Origin of the sequence: Bradyrhizobium sp. 41S5 (genome assembly GCF_011516665.3) — a bacterium.
GTDB classification, from domain to species: Bacteria; Pseudomonadota; Alphaproteobacteria; order Rhizobiales; family Xanthobacteraceae; genus Bradyrhizobium; species Bradyrhizobium quebecense.
In genome coordinates, this window is sequence record NZ_CP083721.1 from 6,410,852 (window position 1) to 6,426,259 (window position 15,408).

The following is a 15,408-nucleotide window of genomic DNA, read 5'->3' on the forward strand; positions in this document are numbered from 1 at the left end:
GGAGGACAGGATGAGGAAGACATTGATCGCGGCGAGCCTGCTCGCCGCAAGCATCACGGGCGCAAGCGCGACGACGCTCGACACCATCAAGCAGCGCGGCACGCTGGTGTGCGGCGTCTCGACCGGCTTTGCCGGCTTCTCGGCACCGGACTCGCAAGGCAACTTCAAGGGCCTCGATGTCGACTATTGCCGCGCGCTTGCCGCAGGCATCCTCGGCGATGCCAATAAGGTGCGCTACGTCGCGCTGACCGCGCAGAACCGCTTCACCGCGCTGCAGTCCGGCGAGATCGACGTGCTCTACCGCAACTCGACGCAGACCTTTCTGCGCGGCACCACGCTCGGCCTGCGCCAGGGCCCGGTCAATTTCTACGACGGCCAGGGTTTTGTGGTGAAGAAGGACCTCGGCGTGAAGGAGCTGAAGGACCTCAAGGGCGCCACCGTCTGCGTCGCGCAGGGCACCACGCATGAGGTGACGCTCGGCGATTACGGCCGCGCCAACGGCATCGACTGGAAGCCTTTGGTGTTCGACCGCCCCGATACCATGTACCAGACCTTCTTCGGCGGCCGCTGCGATGCCATGACCCAGGACGCCTCGGCGCTCGCGGGCGCGGTCGCGACCGCCGCGCCAAAGGCGGAAGATTACGTCGTGCTGCCGCAGACCATCAGCAAGGAGCCGCTCGGCCCGTTCACCCGCAACGGCGACGAAGTCTGGAGCGACATCATCACCTGGCTGCATTACGGCCTGGTCGAGGCCGAAGAGCTCGGCGTCACGCAGGCCAATGTCGACGAGATGACGAAGTCGCAGGTCCCGGCGATCCAGCGCCTGCTCGGCGCGTCCGGCGATCTCGGCAGCCGGCTCGGCCTCGACAACAAATGGCTGGTCGCCGCGATCAAGGCGGGCGGCAATTACGGCGAGATCTTCGAGCGCAATGTCGGCAAGGCGAGCCCCTTGAAGCTCGAGCGCGGCCTCAACGGCACCTGGAGCAAGGGCGGGTTGATGTACGCGATCCCGTTCAAGTAACGCTTCGTACCTCGCCCCGATTGCGGGGAAAGACCCCCTCACCCCAACCCTCTCCCCGCGGGGAGAGGGAGAGCAAGAAACATCGATGCGTATCACCCTCATTCACGCACTGAAACATTCGATCGTACCGATCGAGGCCTCGTTCGCTCGCCATTGGCCGGAGGCGCGGCTGATGAACCTGCTCGACGACAGCCTGTCGGCCGACCTTGCGCGCGACGGCAAGCTCAGCGAGCGCATGACCGAGCGTTTCCTCACCATGGGCCGCTACGCCGTCAGCTCCGGCGCCGACGGAATTCTCTTCACGTGCTCGGCGTTCGGGCCCTGCATCGAGGCGGTGGCGCGCGTGCACGCGCCGATGCCGGTGCTGAAGCCGAACGAGGCGATGATCGAACAGGCGGTCGCGAAGGGACGACGCATCGGCCTGCTCTCGACCTTCCCGCCGACGCTGGTGTCGATGCCGCCGGAGTTTCCATCGCACGTCACGCTGGTGCCAAAACTCGCCGACGGCGCGCTGGCGGCGCTGGATCGTGGCGACCGCGCCGAGCATGATCGCATCGTGGTCGAAGCGTCGAGAGACTTGGGCGACTGCGATCTGATCGCGCTCGCGCAATACAGCATGGCGCCGGCCGCCGAGCGCGTCGCCGAGGTCACCGGGCGCGAGGTGCTGACGACACCCGACAGCGCGGTCAAGAAGCTGAAGGCGATGCTCGGAGCGTGAGCCCCGTCATTGCGAGCGAAGCGAAGCAATCCATCGCGCAGCATATGCGGCGCGATGGATAGCTTCGTCGCTTCGCTCCTCGCAATGACGGAGATGCGAATTCGCCGCCCTGCAGTGCCTACCCGCCCGCGTCATTCACATTCAAATCGGCGCCTTGCGGATCCCTGATCGTCGACACCGTGATCAGCGAGATCAGCGACAGCACCGCGATATAAACGCCGACGCGCCAGGACTGGCCGTAGGTGCCGATGATCCATTGCGCGATCATCGGCGCGAAGGCACCGCCCAAGATGGCGCCGAGCGCGTAGCCGATCGAGACGCCGGAATAGCGCACCTTGGCCGGAAACAGCTCGGCATAGAGTGCCGCCTGCGGACCATAGGACAGACCGAGCGCGATGGTGAGACCGACGGCGCTGACGAAGAACAGCAGCAGGTTCTTGCTGTCGATCAGGAACCACATCGGCACCGCCCACAGCACCATCAGGCCGTAGCCGATCTGGAAGCAGCGCACGCGACCGATTCTGTCGCCGAGGATGCCACCGAGCAGCGTGAAGATGAACCAGCTCACCGCCGCCAGCGTGCCGATCAAGAGCAGCTGCTCCGACGGCATCTTCAGCGTGTTGGTGCCATAGCTGATGATGAACGCGATCAGGATATATCCGGCCGCATTGTTGGCCATGAAGATCAACGCGGTGCGCAGGATCTCCTTGCTGTGATTGCGCATCAATTCCCGCAGCGGCGCGGAGGATTCCTTGTGCCGCCGCTGCATCGCCAGGAACACCGGGGACTCTTCGACCGTGCGGCGGATCACGATACCGACGACGATCAGGAGGATCGAGAGCAGGAACGGAATGCGCCAGCCCCATTCGATCATCGCCTGCTTGCCGAGCGAAGCTGTCAGCACCCACAACACGCCGGTTGCCAGGATCATGCCGAGCGGCGTGCCGATCTGCGGGAACGAGCCGAAGAAGCTGCGCTTGTCGCGAGGAGCCGATTCCACCGCCATCAGCGCCGCCCCGCCCCACTCGCCGCCGGCCGAGAAGCCCTGCAGGATGCGGAGAAGAATCAGGAGTGCCGGCGCCCAGGCGCCGATCTGCGCGTAGGTCGGCAGCAGGCCGACCAGCGCGGTCGCAGCGCCCATCAACAGCAGCGTGACGACGAGCATGTTCTTGCGCCCGAAGCGGTCGCCGAGATGGCCGCAGACGATGGCCCCTAACGGGCGGAACAGGAATGAGAGGCCGAGCGTCGCGAACGAGACGATCTGCGCCAGCAGCGGATTGTTCGCGTTCATCGGCGCGAAGAACAGCGCGCCGAACACCAGGCCCGCCGCCTGGGCGTAGACGAAGAAGTCGTACCACTCGATCGTGGTGCCGACGAGCGTTGCGGTGAGGACCTTGCGCTCCTCATCCGACAGCGTAGCGCCGCGCGAGCGCGCGGACATTTCGATGGTCATGTGGCCTCCCCAAACCCGTTCTTGAACCCGTTCTTGGCCGTGCGCGCATGATCGGCCGCGATGCGCCTGCCCGTACGGATGCTGGTACCGGGATAGCAAAGCTTCCAGCGCGGGACGAGTAAAATAGTTGCAGCAGCAACGACATAGTACCAGCCGACGGCCTCGCGGCCGGTTCCATGATTCGGCTACCTCACCCGCCGCCGACGGTCTCCCATCCCAAAACGTCGATTGTGCAATGCAGCAAGGCCGCTATGCTGGGAGTCTCCAAGGGGTTTTAAGTGTCTGACATCAATGCCGATGCCTGGGTGTCCTCAGGCCACCGCCCGATGGGCTTTCCCGAATTCGTCGTCATCATCGCCTCCATCATGGCGCTCAACCCGCTGGCGATGGACATGATGCTGCCGGCGCTGCCGAACATCCGCTCCGCGTTCCAGATCGCCGACGCCAACCGTCCGCAGATGGTGCTGTCGATCTTCCTGGTCGGCTTCGGCGTCGGCCAGTTCGTGATGGGCCCGCTGTCGGACCGCTTCGGCCGCCGCCCGGTGCTGCTCGGCGGCATGACCGTCTACACCATCGCCGGGCTGCTCGCGATCATGGCGCCCTCGTTCGAGACGCTGCTCCTGGCGCGCGCGCTGCAAGGACTCGGCACCGCGGCGACCCGCGTGATCGCAACCTCGATCGTGCGCGACTGCTATGCCGGACGGCGCATGGCGAGCGTGATGTCGCTGGCGATGATGGTGTTCATCGCGGTGCCCGTCATCGCGCCGTCATTCGGCCAGGCGGTGATGTTGCTGACGCATTGGCGCGGCATCTTCGTGCTGCTGATGATCTACGGCGTGATCGCGCTCGCCTGGAGCGCGATGCGGATGCCGGAGACGCTGCCGCTCGAATTGCGCAAGTCGCTGGCGATCCCCGAGGTGCTGTCCGCGTTCCGCCAGACCGTCACCAACCGCCAGACGCTCGGCTACGCGCTCGCCGCCGGCGGCGTGCAGGGCTCGCTGTTTGCCTTCGTGTTCTCGTCGCAGCAGATCTTCACCGAGATCTTCAAGCTCGGGCACTACTTCCCGGTCGCCTTTGCGGCGTGCGCGGTCGGCGTCGCGATCGCCGGATTCCTCAATTCGCGCATCGTCGGCCGCATCGGCATGCGCGTGATCTCGCACGCCGCGCTGACCGGTTTTGCCGTGGTCGCCGGCGCGCTGTTCCTCGCCGTGAAGACCGACACGCTGTCGCTGCCGCTGTTCATGGTGCTGGCCGGCCTGATGATGTTCGCATTCGGCCTGATGATGGCGAACTTCACTGCGCTCGCGATGGAGCCGCAGGGCAAGATCGCTGGCACCGCGTCCTCGCTCTACGGCACCATCACCACTCTGCTCGGGATCGGCGTCGGAACCACGATCGGCCAGGATTACGACGGCACGCTGCTGCCATTCGCGACCGGCTTCTTCCTCTGCACGCTGGCCGCGCTCGCCGTGGTGCTGGTGACGGAGAAGGGCCGCATGTTCCGGCCGCATCATCATCCGATTTGATTTCGTAGCGTGGGTTAGCCGACGACATCCGCCGTAGCTCAACAAGCGAACGCGGAAGGTGTAACCCACCATCCTTCTCGCAAGCGCGGCGGATCACGCTTCCGCCTTCGCTCGCTCAGCTACGGCGGACAAGTCGCTAGTCCGCCCTACGGTGCTGATGGGCTCATCCAGAATATTGAACCCCTCCTCTCAATTCTCCCAGAAAACTCTGCACGGCTTCATTGTCCTCCGGAGTTTTCGCTGCCCGAGTCAGCACTGGCCCAGCATGATATTCGAGCAATTGCCTACGATCTTTGTTAGGCATGTACTTGCGCATGATATCGACCAGACGACGCGTCTGTATGAACGATGCGAAAACCTCATAGGGCCTGGCCGAAGCGAACGGTATCGCGCTCAGGTAATATTCAGCCAATCGAATCTGCTCAGCTTTCTTCCACGATAGGTGTTGGATGATGGTTATGGCTTCGCCATCGCCGCTAACTGGATAATGCCTCATCAGCCAGTCAGCAGCCTCACCGGAACTCTTCGCTCGCAAATCAGCAATGATTGATCGAAGGCGCTCATCCATCTTTCAACCACCTCGGAACGACCAGATATGGCGGAAGGTCCGTGTTGCCACGGCGTCAAGCAGGACGCATCCCGCATCATTGGACCGCACCTTACCCGACTTAGCGTCGTCGCCCGATAATGCCTGACAGCGATCCAACGCTCAAGCCGTCATGGCCGCCATCCTTCTCGCAAGCGGCACGGAGATTACGCTTGAGCCCTCGCTCGCGGAGCTAGGGCGGATTACGCTCCGCTAATCCGCCCTACAGAGCCGGCGTTGGTCCGCGCCCGCACCGGCGCGGCGACACGCCGCGTCGCCGCAAACCCTTCCATCCCAAGCTGCCACTGCAGGCCGACGATCGCGCCCTTGGTCGGCTGCAGCAGTCCGAGCGCGCTGAACAGCGTGACCGGCAGCCAGATCGCGAGTTGCAGCCAGGCCGGCGGCGCGTAGGTCATTTCCATCCAGAGCAGCGCCGGGACCACGACGTGGCCGACCACGACGATCACGAGATAGGCCGGGAAATCGTCCGCGCGCTGCGGGGTGAAGTCCTCGCCGCAGACCTCGCAGTGATCCGCCACCTTGAGGAAGCGACCGAACAGATGGCCACGCCCGCAGTTCGGGCACTTCATCGTGAAGCCGCGCCACATCGCCTTTGGCAGGGAAACCGTCTCGGTCATTGTCGTTGTCCTTGACCTGATCTGATGATCCATACAATATGAATTGTGGGGCATACAATCAAAGACAAATCGCCGGATTGCATGGATTGGATCCCTACAGTTTCGGAATGGCACGGCCCGATGTTCCTGCGCATCGTCGATGCGCTCGCCGCCGACATCGCAAGCGGCCGGCTGGTCCGCGGCCAGCGGCTGCCGACCCATCGCGCGCTGGCGTCAGCGCTCGACATCGATCTCACCACCGTGACGCGCGCATATGGCGAGGCGCGCCGGCGCGGGCTGCTCGACGCCCGGGTCGGCCAGGGCACTTTCGTCTCGGAGACCACCGCGCGCGCTGCGTCCGATCTGCCCGCGCCCGTCAACATCGACCTGTCGATGAATTTGCCGCCGCAGCCGGTCGAGGCCAATCTCGATCTGCGCATCGCGCAAGGACTTGCCACCATCCGCTCCGAGGCCGGGTTCTCCGCCTATCTCGGCTATGCGCGTCCCGGCGGCATCGCGGAGGAGCGGGACGCCGGCGTCGCGTGGCTGCTACCGCGCGTGCCGCAGGCATCGGCCGAGCGGATCGTGATCTATCCAGGATCGCAGGCGATCATCTTCAACGCACTGCTGGCGCTGACCTCGCCCGGGGATGCCGTGGTGACGGAGGCGTTGACGTTTCCCGGCATCAAGGCCGCGGCCGCGCGGCTCGATGTCCGCCTCATCGGCGTTGCGATGGACGCCGAGGGCGCCAGGCCCGACGCGCTCGACGATGCCTGCCGCAAGCACAAGCCGAAGGTTGTCTATCTGGTGCCGACGCAGCAGAACCCGACCACGGCGACGATGAGTGCCATCAGACGCAAGGCGATCGCCGACATCATCAGGAAGCGCGGCTGCGTCCTGATCGAGGACGACGTCTACGGCCCGCTCGAACCGCAGGTGGCGCCGATCGCCACGCTGATTCCCGAACGCACCTACCTTGCCGCGAGCATCGCCAAATGTATCGCGCCGGCCTTGCGCGTCGCCTATCTGCTGGCGCCCGATGCGACCGCCGAGCAGCGGATGCGCGCCGGCATGCAGGCCACCATGCAGATGCCGCCATCGCTGATGGTCGCGCTGGTCACGCATTGGCTGCGCTCCGGCGTCGCCGCCGACATCATCCGCGCCATCCGCAACGAAGCCGCCGCGCGCCAGCAGCTTGCGGCCCGCTTCCTCAAAGGGATCACCTATGCGGCGCGGCCGGCGAGCCACCATCTCTGGATGCCGCTGCCAAAACATTTCGACGGCACCGACCTGCTGTCGCATCTGATGCGCAATGGCCTGGCCGTGGTCGGCGAAGACGCCTTTGCGGCAGGCGAGGCCGCGCCGCGCGGCTTGCGCGTCTCGCTCGGCGCCGCGCGCAATCGCGCCGAACTGAGCCAGGCGCTGCAGGTGCTGTCGAACGCCGTGCGCACGCCGGTCGGCGCCACCCAAATTGTATAAATTTCAACCATCGTTGGGGAATAAACTCGCCCGAGAATGATTATGGTGCGGGGCGCCTGCGCTAAAACTGCGGCGTTCAGGCCATCAGACAGGGGCGGCTTTCAATGTCATGCGGATACGATCGAGCATTCCACACTGACGTGCGGACGCTCCGTGAGGTAGTGACCGCGATCGTGTATCTTGCATTTGTCACATCAAGTGCGGCGCGCGCCACCGAGGCCCCTGCCCCGTCGTCAGAAAGGCTCGAACGCATCACCGCGTTCTTCAACAACGAGGTTGCGACAGGAAAAATTCCAGGCGCCGCCATCCTGATCCAGCAGCACGGCAAGCCGGTCTATCTGAAGACCTTCGGCTATCGCGACATCACGACCAAGTCGCCGATGCGGCCCGATACGATGTTCGCATTGCATTCGATGACCAAACCGATCACCAACACCGCCGCGATGATGCTGGTCGACGAGGGCAAGCTGTCGCCGCAGGACCCGCTGTCGAAATACATTCCGGCGTTCGCGGACGTGAAGGTCGCGATCGAACCCGACGGCGGCAACGATCCGGCCAAGGTGGAACTGGTGCCGCCGATCCGCCCGGTCACGATCGAGGACCTGATGCGGCACACCTCGGGCATCACCTACGAATACATCGGCGCCGACTGGATCCAGAAAATCTATCGCGCAGGGCATCTGTTCGACGGGAAATTCGACAACAAGGAGTTCACAGCAAGGCTCGCCAGGCTGCCGCTGTCACGTCAGCCCGGTACGTTGTGGCGCTACGGTCATTCCACCGACGTGCTCGGCCGGGTGATCGAGGTTGTCTCGGGCAAGTCGCTCTATCAGTTCGAAAAGGAGCGCATCTTCGATCCCTTGAAGATGAACGACACCAGATACGTGCTCGATGCGGAAACCGAACGGACGCGGCTGGCCGAACCGCTGCCCTCGGACACGATCCTGATTGACGGGGAGAACGACCGGCGCGCGCATCCGGAGTGGGAGTCCGGCGGCGGCGGCCTGGTGTCGACCATTCTCGACTATGCGCGCTTCGCGCAGATGCTGCTCAATGGCGGCGAGCTCGACGGCAAGCGCTATCTGAGCCCGGCGGCCTTCAAGGACATGACGAGGGACCATATCGGGCCGGGCTCCGGCGTCGGCCGCGACTATTGGTACTTCCCCGGCGACGGCTTCGGCTACGGCTACGGCATCGCGGTGCGCACCGATCCCGGTATCGCCAAGCCGCCGCCGCCCGGCTCGATCGGCGAATTGAAATGGGACAGCGGCAGCGGCACCTATTTCGGCGTCGATCCGAAGCTCGACATGATCTACATCATGCTGGAGCAGACCCAGAACGAGCGCCAGCGCATCACGCCGGCGTTCCGGAAACTGGTGTACGAGGCGTTCAGCCCGGATTGAGTTCCGCCGCTGGCTGCGTCATTGCGAGCGCAGCGATCGTCTCCGGTCGATGGTTATTGTGTGCAGGGTTCCCGACCGGATTGTCACCCGCCTGCCTCGTCGCATCGATATATATGATAGTATATAGTGCAAGGAGAGCTCCAAAGAGGAGGAAGCAGCGGAGCGGGGAAGCTGCGACGGCCGGAGTGCCTCATATGGGCTAGATCACATAAAACCCGTGCGTGCCGTCGCGGCGCAGCTGGTCCACCAGGCCGTACTCCCAATCGAGATAGGCCTGCATCGCCTGCTCCGCGACGCCGGTGCCTTCGTAGGGACGACGATAGCGGTGCGCGGGATCGGGCCTTGGCACGACGCGCGGCGGTCCGACGTCCAGCGGACCGTCATAGCCGCCGTCGAGCACATAGACCTCCCAGCCCATCTGCGCGAGCCAGGACGCCGTCATGTCGGCGCGGATGCTCTGGCTGTCGCTCAGCACGATGCGGGCGCCGCGCACCGGCGCGGCCATATCGATTTCCTGCACCAGCTGGCCGCCCGCATAATGATGGAAGCCGGCGAGATGGCCTGCGGCGTATTCCTCGGCGTCGCGGACGTCGAAGCGATACAGTGTGCGGTGTGCGTCGTTTTCCAGCGCGGCGAGTTCAGCCGCGCCGATGTGGCGGACGCCGGCGCGATAGGCGACGTCGCGAGCATTGTCGGCGGCGCCCGCGAACGGCCCGATGTCGCCGCGCTTGCCGGCGCCGTGTTCGAGCTCGTGTTTCGCCAGCGTCCAGCCGATCGTGCCGTTGCGCAGCGCCCGCACCTTGTTCGGCAGTCCGGCATTGATCAGGGACTGCGTCCCGATGATCGAGCGGGTGCGGCCGGCGCAGTTGACGATGATGGTGGTGTCGGGATCGGGCGCCGCGCTCCCTGCGCGCAGCACCAGCTCGGCGCCGGGCACGCTGATCGAGTCCGGGATGTTCATCGTGGCATATTCGTCGAAGCGGCGGACATCGAGGATCGCGATCTTGGCCTTGTCCGCTATCAACGCGGCGACCTCGTCGGCGCTCAGCGAGGGCGTGTGCCTGCGCGACTCGACCAGCTCGCCGAAGGCCTTGGCATAGGAATTGACGTCCTCGAACACCTCGTAGCCGGTCGCCTTCCAGCCCTGCAACCCGCCAGCGAGCGCCGCAACGTTGCTGTAGCTCAGCGCCTGCAACTGGCCAGCCGCGACAGCGACCAATCCTTCGCCATTGTCATAGAGAACGATCGGCACTTCCTTGCGCGGCAGTCGCAGCTCGGCTTCCAGCGCGATCCGGCCGGCGGCCATGTTGGCGGCAAACAGCGGATGGCCGGTGGCGAACTCCGCCTCATGCCTGACGTCGAGCAGCGCGATCTCCTGGCGCAGCAGTAGCATCGAACGGATGTTCTGGGGTGTGACGGAAGAAACTGTCATGAGATGCTGGCCTTGGGCGGGAAATGCGCAGGCCTGCTCTAGGCCGAAATCGCGCGCCGTCAATAGCCTTAACCAGCCCGCAACCCCGATCTTCAGAGGCCGGGATTCGGGGAACGAAAATCCGCCATCCCGCTTTGCCCAACCGAGGCGCGCTTGCTACGTTCCCAATCGGCCCCGTTGGCGGCCGATCAGGCCTTCCGAACAAGAGAAGGTAGCGGGGCCAGCCTGAAGTTCTGGGAGGATGACCATGAGATCAGTCGGAAATGAACCATTGTCGCGTCACGCCCTCGCCTATGTGCTGGCTGGCGGACGCGGCAGCAGACTTCAGGAGCTCACCGACAGGCGCGCCAAGCCCGCCGTCTATTTCGGCGGCAAGTCCCGCATTATCGATTTCGCGCTCTCCAACGCCGTGAACTCGGGTATCCGCCGCATCGCGGTGGCGACCCAGTACAAGGCGCACAGCCTGATCCGACATCTGCAAGGCGGCTGGAACTTCTTCCGCCCGGAACGAAACGAGAGTTTTGACATCCTGCCCGCAAGCCAGCGCGTCTCGGAGACCAACTGGTATCTCGGCACGGCGGACGCGGTGTATCAGAACATCGACATCCTCGAAGCGCACGGCACCAAGTACATTCTGGTGCTCGCCGGCGACCATATCTACAAGATGGACTATGAGGTGATGCTGAAGCAGCACGTCGAGAGCGGCGCCGACGTCACGGTCGGCTGCCTCGAAATGCCGCGCACCGAATCCAGCGGCTTCGGCATCATGCATGTAGACGACAACGGCCTGATCCAGTCGTTCCTGGAGAAGCCGGCCGATCCGCCGCCGATGCCCGGCAAGCCCGACAAGTCGCTGGCCAGCATGGGCATCTACGTGTTCGACTCGCAATTCCTGTTCGACGAATTGCGCCGCGATGCCGCCGATCCGAATTCCAACCACGATTTCGGCAGGGACATCATCCCCTATATCGTCAAGCACGGCCGCGCGGTGGCGCATCAGTTCAACGATTCCTGCGTCCGCTCCGGCGACGATCCCCGCTCCTACTGGCGCGATGTCGGCACCGTCGACGCCTATTGGGGCGCCAATATCGATCTCACCGACGTCGTGCCGGAGCTCGATCTCTACGACCGCGCATGGCCGATCTGGACCTATGCCGAGATCACCCCGCCCGCCAAATTCGTCCACGACGAGGACGGACGGCGCGGCCAGGCCGTCACCTCGCTGGTCTCGGGCGCCTGCATCATCTCGGGCGCGGCGCTGCGACGGTCGCTGCTGTTCACCGGCGTCCACGTCAATTCCTACGCCAATGTCGAGAACGCGGTGATCATGCCCTATGTGAATGTCGGCCGCGGCGCGCGGCTCAGAAACGTCGTGATCGATCGCGGCGTGCGGATTCCGGAAGGGCTGGTGGTCGGCGAGGATCCCGAGTTCGACGGCAAGCGATTCCGCACCACCGAGAACGGGATCACGCTGATCACGCAACCGATGATCGACAGGCTCCCGACATGACGCCCATCCGCGTCCTCGCGGTCGCTTCGGAAGTCTACCCGATCGTCAAAACCGGCGGCCTCGCCGACGTGGTCGGCGCGCTGCCGGCGGCGTTGAAGCAGCACGGCGTCACGACGCGAACGTTGGTGCCCGGCTATCCCGATGTGCTCGAGGCGCTGGCCTCGGCGGAGACGCTGCTGCACTGGGGAGAATTTTACGGCGGACCGATCCGCGTGCTCGGCGGCTCGCATGGCGGCCTCGACCTTCTCGCGCTCGACGCGCCGCATCTCTATGCGCGCCCCGGCAATCCCTATGTCGGTCCCGACGGACGCGACTGGCCCGACAATGGCATCCGCTTTGCGGCGCTGTCGCGGATGGCGGCCGAAATCGGCCGCGGGGCAATCGAGGGCTTCGTCCCCGACATCGTGCACGCGCATGACTGGCAGGCCGGCCTCGCGCCGGCTTACCTGCATTACGGTGAGCAACCGCGGCCGGGCACGGTGATGACCGTGCACAACCTCGCCTATCAGGGGCAATTCTCGCCGGACATGCTGGCTGCGTTTGGTCTTCCGGGTGAGGCCTATTCCCTTCACGGGGTCGAATATTACGGCACCATCAGTCTCTTGAAAGCCGGCCTGCAATTCGCCGACCGCATCACCACGGTGTCGCCGACTTATGCGCAGGAGATCCAGAGCGACGAAGGCGGCATGGGGCTCGGCGGCCTGTTGCGCGAACGCTCCGACGTGCTGAGCGGCATCCTCAACGGCATCGACATCGATGTGTGGAATCCGGCCACCGATCCCGACATCGCCGCGCGCTTCAGCGCCGGGCAAATCGCGGAGCGCGCAGCCAACAAGACAGCGCTGCAGCGCCGGTTCGGTCTCGATCCGGCGCTGGATGCGATGCTGCTCGGCGTCATCAGCCGGCTGTCATGGCAGAAGGGGCTCGACCTGCTGCTGGAGAACATTCCGACATTGCTCGGCGAAGGCATTCAGCTCGCGCTGCTCGGCAGCGGCGATCGCGATCTGCAGGATCGCTACGCCGCGCTGGCGCGCGACAACCCCGGGCGGATCGCGGTCGTGATCGGCTATGACGAGGCGCTGGCGCATCTGATCCAGGCAGGCTCCGATGCACTCGCGGTGCCGTCGCGGTTCGAGCCGTGCGGCCTCACCCAGCTCTGCGCGCTGCGCTACGGCGCGGTCCCGATCGTTGCCAATGTCGGCGGCCTTGCCGACACCGTGCAGGGCTTTGACGAAGCCGCGGTCACCGGCAGTGCTGCGACCGGCATCAAGTTCGCACCCGTGACCTCGGAAGCGCTCGCCCATGGCTTGCGTACAGCGAACCTGCTGTTCAACGACAAGGTGACCTGGCGCCGGCTGCAGCAGGCCGGCATGGCCACCGATGTCTCCTGGCACAATCGCGCCGGCCGCTACGCCGCGCTCTATCGCGAACTCGCCGCCGCGCGAACATGAAGCGCGATCAATTCAACAGATCGCAGGACGCGATGCGGTTGATGTCGGCGAGGCGGCGGTCGGGATTGCCCTTGAGATCGAGGCTTGCGACCAGAGCGAGCAGGCGGCCATAGGCGCGGTCGGCGACCGCGACCGGCAGCGGCTCCTCGTCGAAGGCCTCGATGTAGTTGCCGACGAGACCGCTCAGCAGCCGGCACATCGCCCGCTGCTCGGGCTGATGCCTGCTCAAGGTCTCGAGTTTTTCCTGGAGGGTTCGGTAGGTTCGCAGGCCGTGCGGCTGTTGCGAAAGCCAAGCATGCAAATCAGGAGCGTGCAAATCAGAATTTTGTAAATCAGTCATATCAGCCTCTTCGAGCAGGAGAAGAAGCTACCGGTTTATATAGCCGATCGCGGTTCCGCGCCATGACGATTTTTGCATGCATCCCCTGCCCGGCGGCACGGGCCGTCATCGGATTGGCACGCAGTATCGCTAGGGTCTCTTGGTTTCGATCAGAGTCGCGCGAGTGCCGGCAGAATCCTGTAGCGCGCGATCTCGTGCGGATAGTCGCCGCGATTGGCGAGCAGCACAATGCCGAACCGGCGCGCCAGCACCAGGCCGATATAAGCCGAGGCATTATTGAGGCCGCCGGGCTTTGTCGATGACGGTGACGCCGTCCAGCGGCACATGCTCCCACGCCATCGCTTGCCCAAACGTCGCATCGACACGAAAACTCTCGCGCATGGTCATCTGCAATGCCGCGCGCAATTTGGGATCGATCACCGCGCCGTCGAGACAGGCGCGCAGCAGCATGCCGAGATCGCGCGCCGACGAGAACATCTGGCCGGTGCCGGGAAAATCGTAATAGCTCTGCTGATTGCCGGGTGGACCGATCAATCGCGCGTCTTGCACCGTGCCCCGTTCCGGCTGGGGAACGGGCGGCCCGATCGCTGTCCCGGCGGTCACTCCCGGAAACCACGATCGCGACCGCCCTCCCACTCCAGCCACGGCGCGGGAACTGCAATGGAACTAAAAAATCCGGAACGTTTGAAAATACGGAAGATGTGCTGCGAACGGCGAAGCAATACCGACGCTTGCCGGACTCGCCGCCGATATGTCTGACTTCGTCACATTACGCTCCCAATCGGGGGACGGTTTCTTACTAGCAACAATTCGTCAATCAAGGGTTGCATAGGCCCATGGGATTCGATTTGCAAGACACGGCTGCGTGCGACGGATTGTCCCGTTCCCGATGCAGGACGCGCGCGATGCCGTGATTAAGCATGGCTTAACTATTGAACGCACGGCGCGCGCCTATCCGGTTCGCGACCGGACGATCGACCGCGGCAACGACGCCAGCAGCAGCACGAGGCAGACGCAGAGCAGCACGATGTCCTTGAACAGGAACTCGCCGGCCAGGTTCCAGGCCATCGGATCGGTCGACGGGCTCCATTTCACCACCCCGGGTGTCGTGAAGAAGAACGACCAGGTCACCGCGAAGGTGATCACGCCCATCAATGAGCCGATTGCGGACAGGATCGGGCTGAACGCGCCGGCGGCAAGCAGCACGGCGATGCCGAACTCGGTGACGCCGAGCACATAGGCCTCGCCGCGAAGGCCGAACACCGACAGCCACGAGACGAACGGGCTGTTGCTGATGAATTGCACGATGCCTTGCGCCGATTGAAGCGTGAACTTCTGCATGCCGAACGACACGAAGATCACTACCATGACCCAGCGCAGAATCGTGAGCAGACGATAAGACCCCTCGCCTTGTTCGGCGATGTTGAACGACAGATTCATGCGGATGTTTCTTCCCTCGCTGCGACGCCACCATCAGCCGCGGTTACGGCGTTCGTGGCAGGATTACGCAGCGTGCCCCGCACGCGTTACGCGCAACAGGGCGTCACGTCCTTCACAAGGATGTGCAGATGAGGTGATCGGAAGAGCCGGCGGTGGCAGAAGCCTCAAGCCGCGGTGAACAACTTGCCGACCTTCTCGTAGGCTTCGCCCTTGAATCGCCCGGTCAGCGCCAGTTCCATGGCGACGTGATAGGGGATCCGCTTCGGCAGCGGAGCAGGCCGCCACCGATGGCAACGACATTGAGCCTGACTTCCGGCAGGCCCATCCTGGCGTCCCGCGCGGCGAAGATCAGATCGCAGGACAGGCAAAGCTCGAGCCCGCGGCCGACGGCCGCGATCAGCGGCTTGCGCGGCGGCCGGCGAAACAATCCGG

16 protein-coding genes are annotated in these 15,408 nt (G+C 64.4%); 7 read left to right on the plus strand and 9 right to left on the minus strand.

What is annotated here, in order from left to right:
• Positions 1–10 precede the first annotated feature (10 nt).
• Together HAP47_RS30795 and HAP47_RS30800 are read left to right on the plus strand one after the other, a co-directional pair.
• Entirely contained in the window at positions 11–1,021 is a 1,011-nt protein-coding gene (locus HAP47_RS30795; protein ID WP_173641347.1) for an amino acid ABC transporter substrate-binding protein, read from the plus strand.
• 85 nt (positions 1,022–1,106) lie between these two features.
• A complete protein-coding gene (locus tag HAP47_RS30800) occupies positions 1,107–1,739 on the plus strand; it encodes an aspartate/glutamate racemase family protein (protein ID WP_173641346.1) in 633 nt (210 codons plus the stop codon).
• 118 nt (positions 1,740–1,857) lie between these two features.
• Here the strand turns inward: HAP47_RS30800 and HAP47_RS30805 are convergent, their stop codons facing one another.
• On the minus strand, positions 1,858–3,192 hold the full coding sequence (locus HAP47_RS30805) for an MFS transporter (protein ID WP_173641345.1): 1,335 nt from the start codon (positions 3,190–3,192) through the stop codon (positions 1,858–1,860).
• A gap of 326 nt (positions 3,193–3,518) precedes the next feature.
• On the opposite strand from HAP47_RS30805, the gene HAP47_RS30810 reads away from it, so the two are divergent.
• Complete coding sequence (locus tag HAP47_RS30810) at positions 3,519–4,718, plus strand: multidrug effflux MFS transporter (RefSeq protein WP_210285629.1); 1,200 nt, start codon at positions 3,519–3,521, stop codon at positions 4,716–4,718.
• A gap of 163 nt (positions 4,719–4,881) precedes the next feature.
• On the opposite strand, the gene HAP47_RS30815 is transcribed toward HAP47_RS30810, so the two are convergent.
• Together HAP47_RS30815 and HAP47_RS30820 are read right to left on the minus strand one after the other, a co-directional pair.
• Positions 4,882–5,286, minus strand: coding sequence for a hypothetical protein (locus tag HAP47_RS30815; RefSeq protein ID WP_173641343.1), 405 nt, complete (start codon positions 5,284–5,286; stop codon positions 4,882–4,884).
• Between the two features lie 221 nt (positions 5,287–5,507).
• On the minus strand, positions 5,508–5,942 hold the full coding sequence (locus HAP47_RS30820; RefSeq protein ID WP_231168480.1) for a DUF983 domain-containing protein: 435 nt from the start codon (positions 5,940–5,942) through the stop codon (positions 5,508–5,510).
• An 81-nt stretch (positions 5,943–6,023) separates the two neighbouring features.
• Between HAP47_RS30820 and HAP47_RS30825 the strand changes: the two genes are divergently transcribed.
• Together HAP47_RS30825 and HAP47_RS30830 are read left to right on the plus strand one after the other, a co-directional pair.
• Positions 6,024–7,400: an aminotransferase-like domain-containing protein gene (locus HAP47_RS30825; protein WP_173641341.1), complete on the plus strand. Its 1,377-nt coding sequence runs from the start codon at positions 6,024–6,026 to the stop codon at positions 7,398–7,400.
• Between the two features lie 104 nt (positions 7,401–7,504).
• Positions 7,505–8,803 (plus strand): serine hydrolase domain-containing protein, encoded by a 1,299-nt coding sequence (locus tag HAP47_RS30830; protein ID WP_371821681.1) that lies wholly within the window; start codon positions 7,505–7,507, stop codon positions 8,801–8,803.
• A gap of 199 nt (positions 8,804–9,002) precedes the next feature.
• On the opposite strand, the gene HAP47_RS30835 is transcribed toward HAP47_RS30830, so the two are convergent.
• The gene (locus tag HAP47_RS30835; RefSeq protein ID WP_173641339.1) at positions 9,003–10,235 is read right to left on the minus strand and encodes a rhodanese-like domain-containing protein; all 1,233 of its coding nucleotides are present in this window, start codon (positions 10,233–10,235) and stop codon (positions 9,003–9,005) included.
• A 247-nt stretch (positions 10,236–10,482) separates the two neighbouring features.
• On the opposite strand from HAP47_RS30835, the gene glgC reads away from it, so the two are divergent.
• Together glgC and glgA are read left to right on the plus strand one after the other, a co-directional pair.
• Positions 10,483–11,745: a glucose-1-phosphate adenylyltransferase gene (glgC, locus tag HAP47_RS30840; protein WP_173641338.1), complete on the plus strand. Its 1,263-nt coding sequence runs from the start codon at positions 10,483–10,485 to the stop codon at positions 11,743–11,745.
• Positions 11,742–13,196, plus strand: coding sequence for a glycogen synthase GlgA (gene glgA / locus HAP47_RS30845; RefSeq protein WP_173641337.1), 1,455 nt, complete (start codon positions 11,742–11,744; stop codon positions 13,194–13,196). Before glgC ends, glgA begins: the two co-directional genes overlap by 4 nt.
• Positions 13,197–13,203: 7 nt before the next feature.
• Here glgA and HAP47_RS30850 read toward each other — a convergent pair whose 3' ends face one another.
• The 5 genes from HAP47_RS30850 to HAP47_RS30865 form a co-directional block, all read right to left on the minus strand.
• Positions 13,204–13,536 (minus strand): hypothetical protein, encoded by a 333-nt coding sequence (locus HAP47_RS30850; RefSeq protein ID WP_173641336.1) that lies wholly within the window; start codon positions 13,534–13,536, stop codon positions 13,204–13,206.
• A gap of 149 nt (positions 13,537–13,685) precedes the next feature.
• Positions 13,686–13,862 (minus strand): hypothetical protein, encoded by a 177-nt coding sequence (locus tag HAP47_RS41945; protein WP_441299935.1) that lies wholly within the window; start codon positions 13,860–13,862, stop codon positions 13,686–13,688.
• Positions 13,810–14,139: a hypothetical protein gene (locus HAP47_RS41950; RefSeq protein WP_441299936.1), complete on the minus strand. Its 330-nt coding sequence runs from the start codon at positions 14,137–14,139 to the stop codon at positions 13,810–13,812. The genes HAP47_RS41945 and HAP47_RS41950 overlap by 53 nt, the downstream gene beginning before the upstream one ends.
• A gap of 348 nt (positions 14,140–14,487) precedes the next feature.
• Positions 14,488–14,976: a DUF417 family protein gene (locus HAP47_RS30860; protein ID WP_173641335.1), complete on the minus strand. Its 489-nt coding sequence runs from the start codon at positions 14,974–14,976 to the stop codon at positions 14,488–14,490.
• A gap of 223 nt (positions 14,977–15,199) precedes the next feature.
• Positions 15,200–15,403, minus strand: a complete 204-nt coding sequence (locus HAP47_RS30865) for a hypothetical protein (RefSeq protein ID WP_210285335.1) — start codon at positions 15,401–15,403, stop codon at positions 15,200–15,202.
• Positions 15,404–15,408: the final 5 nt, after the last annotated feature.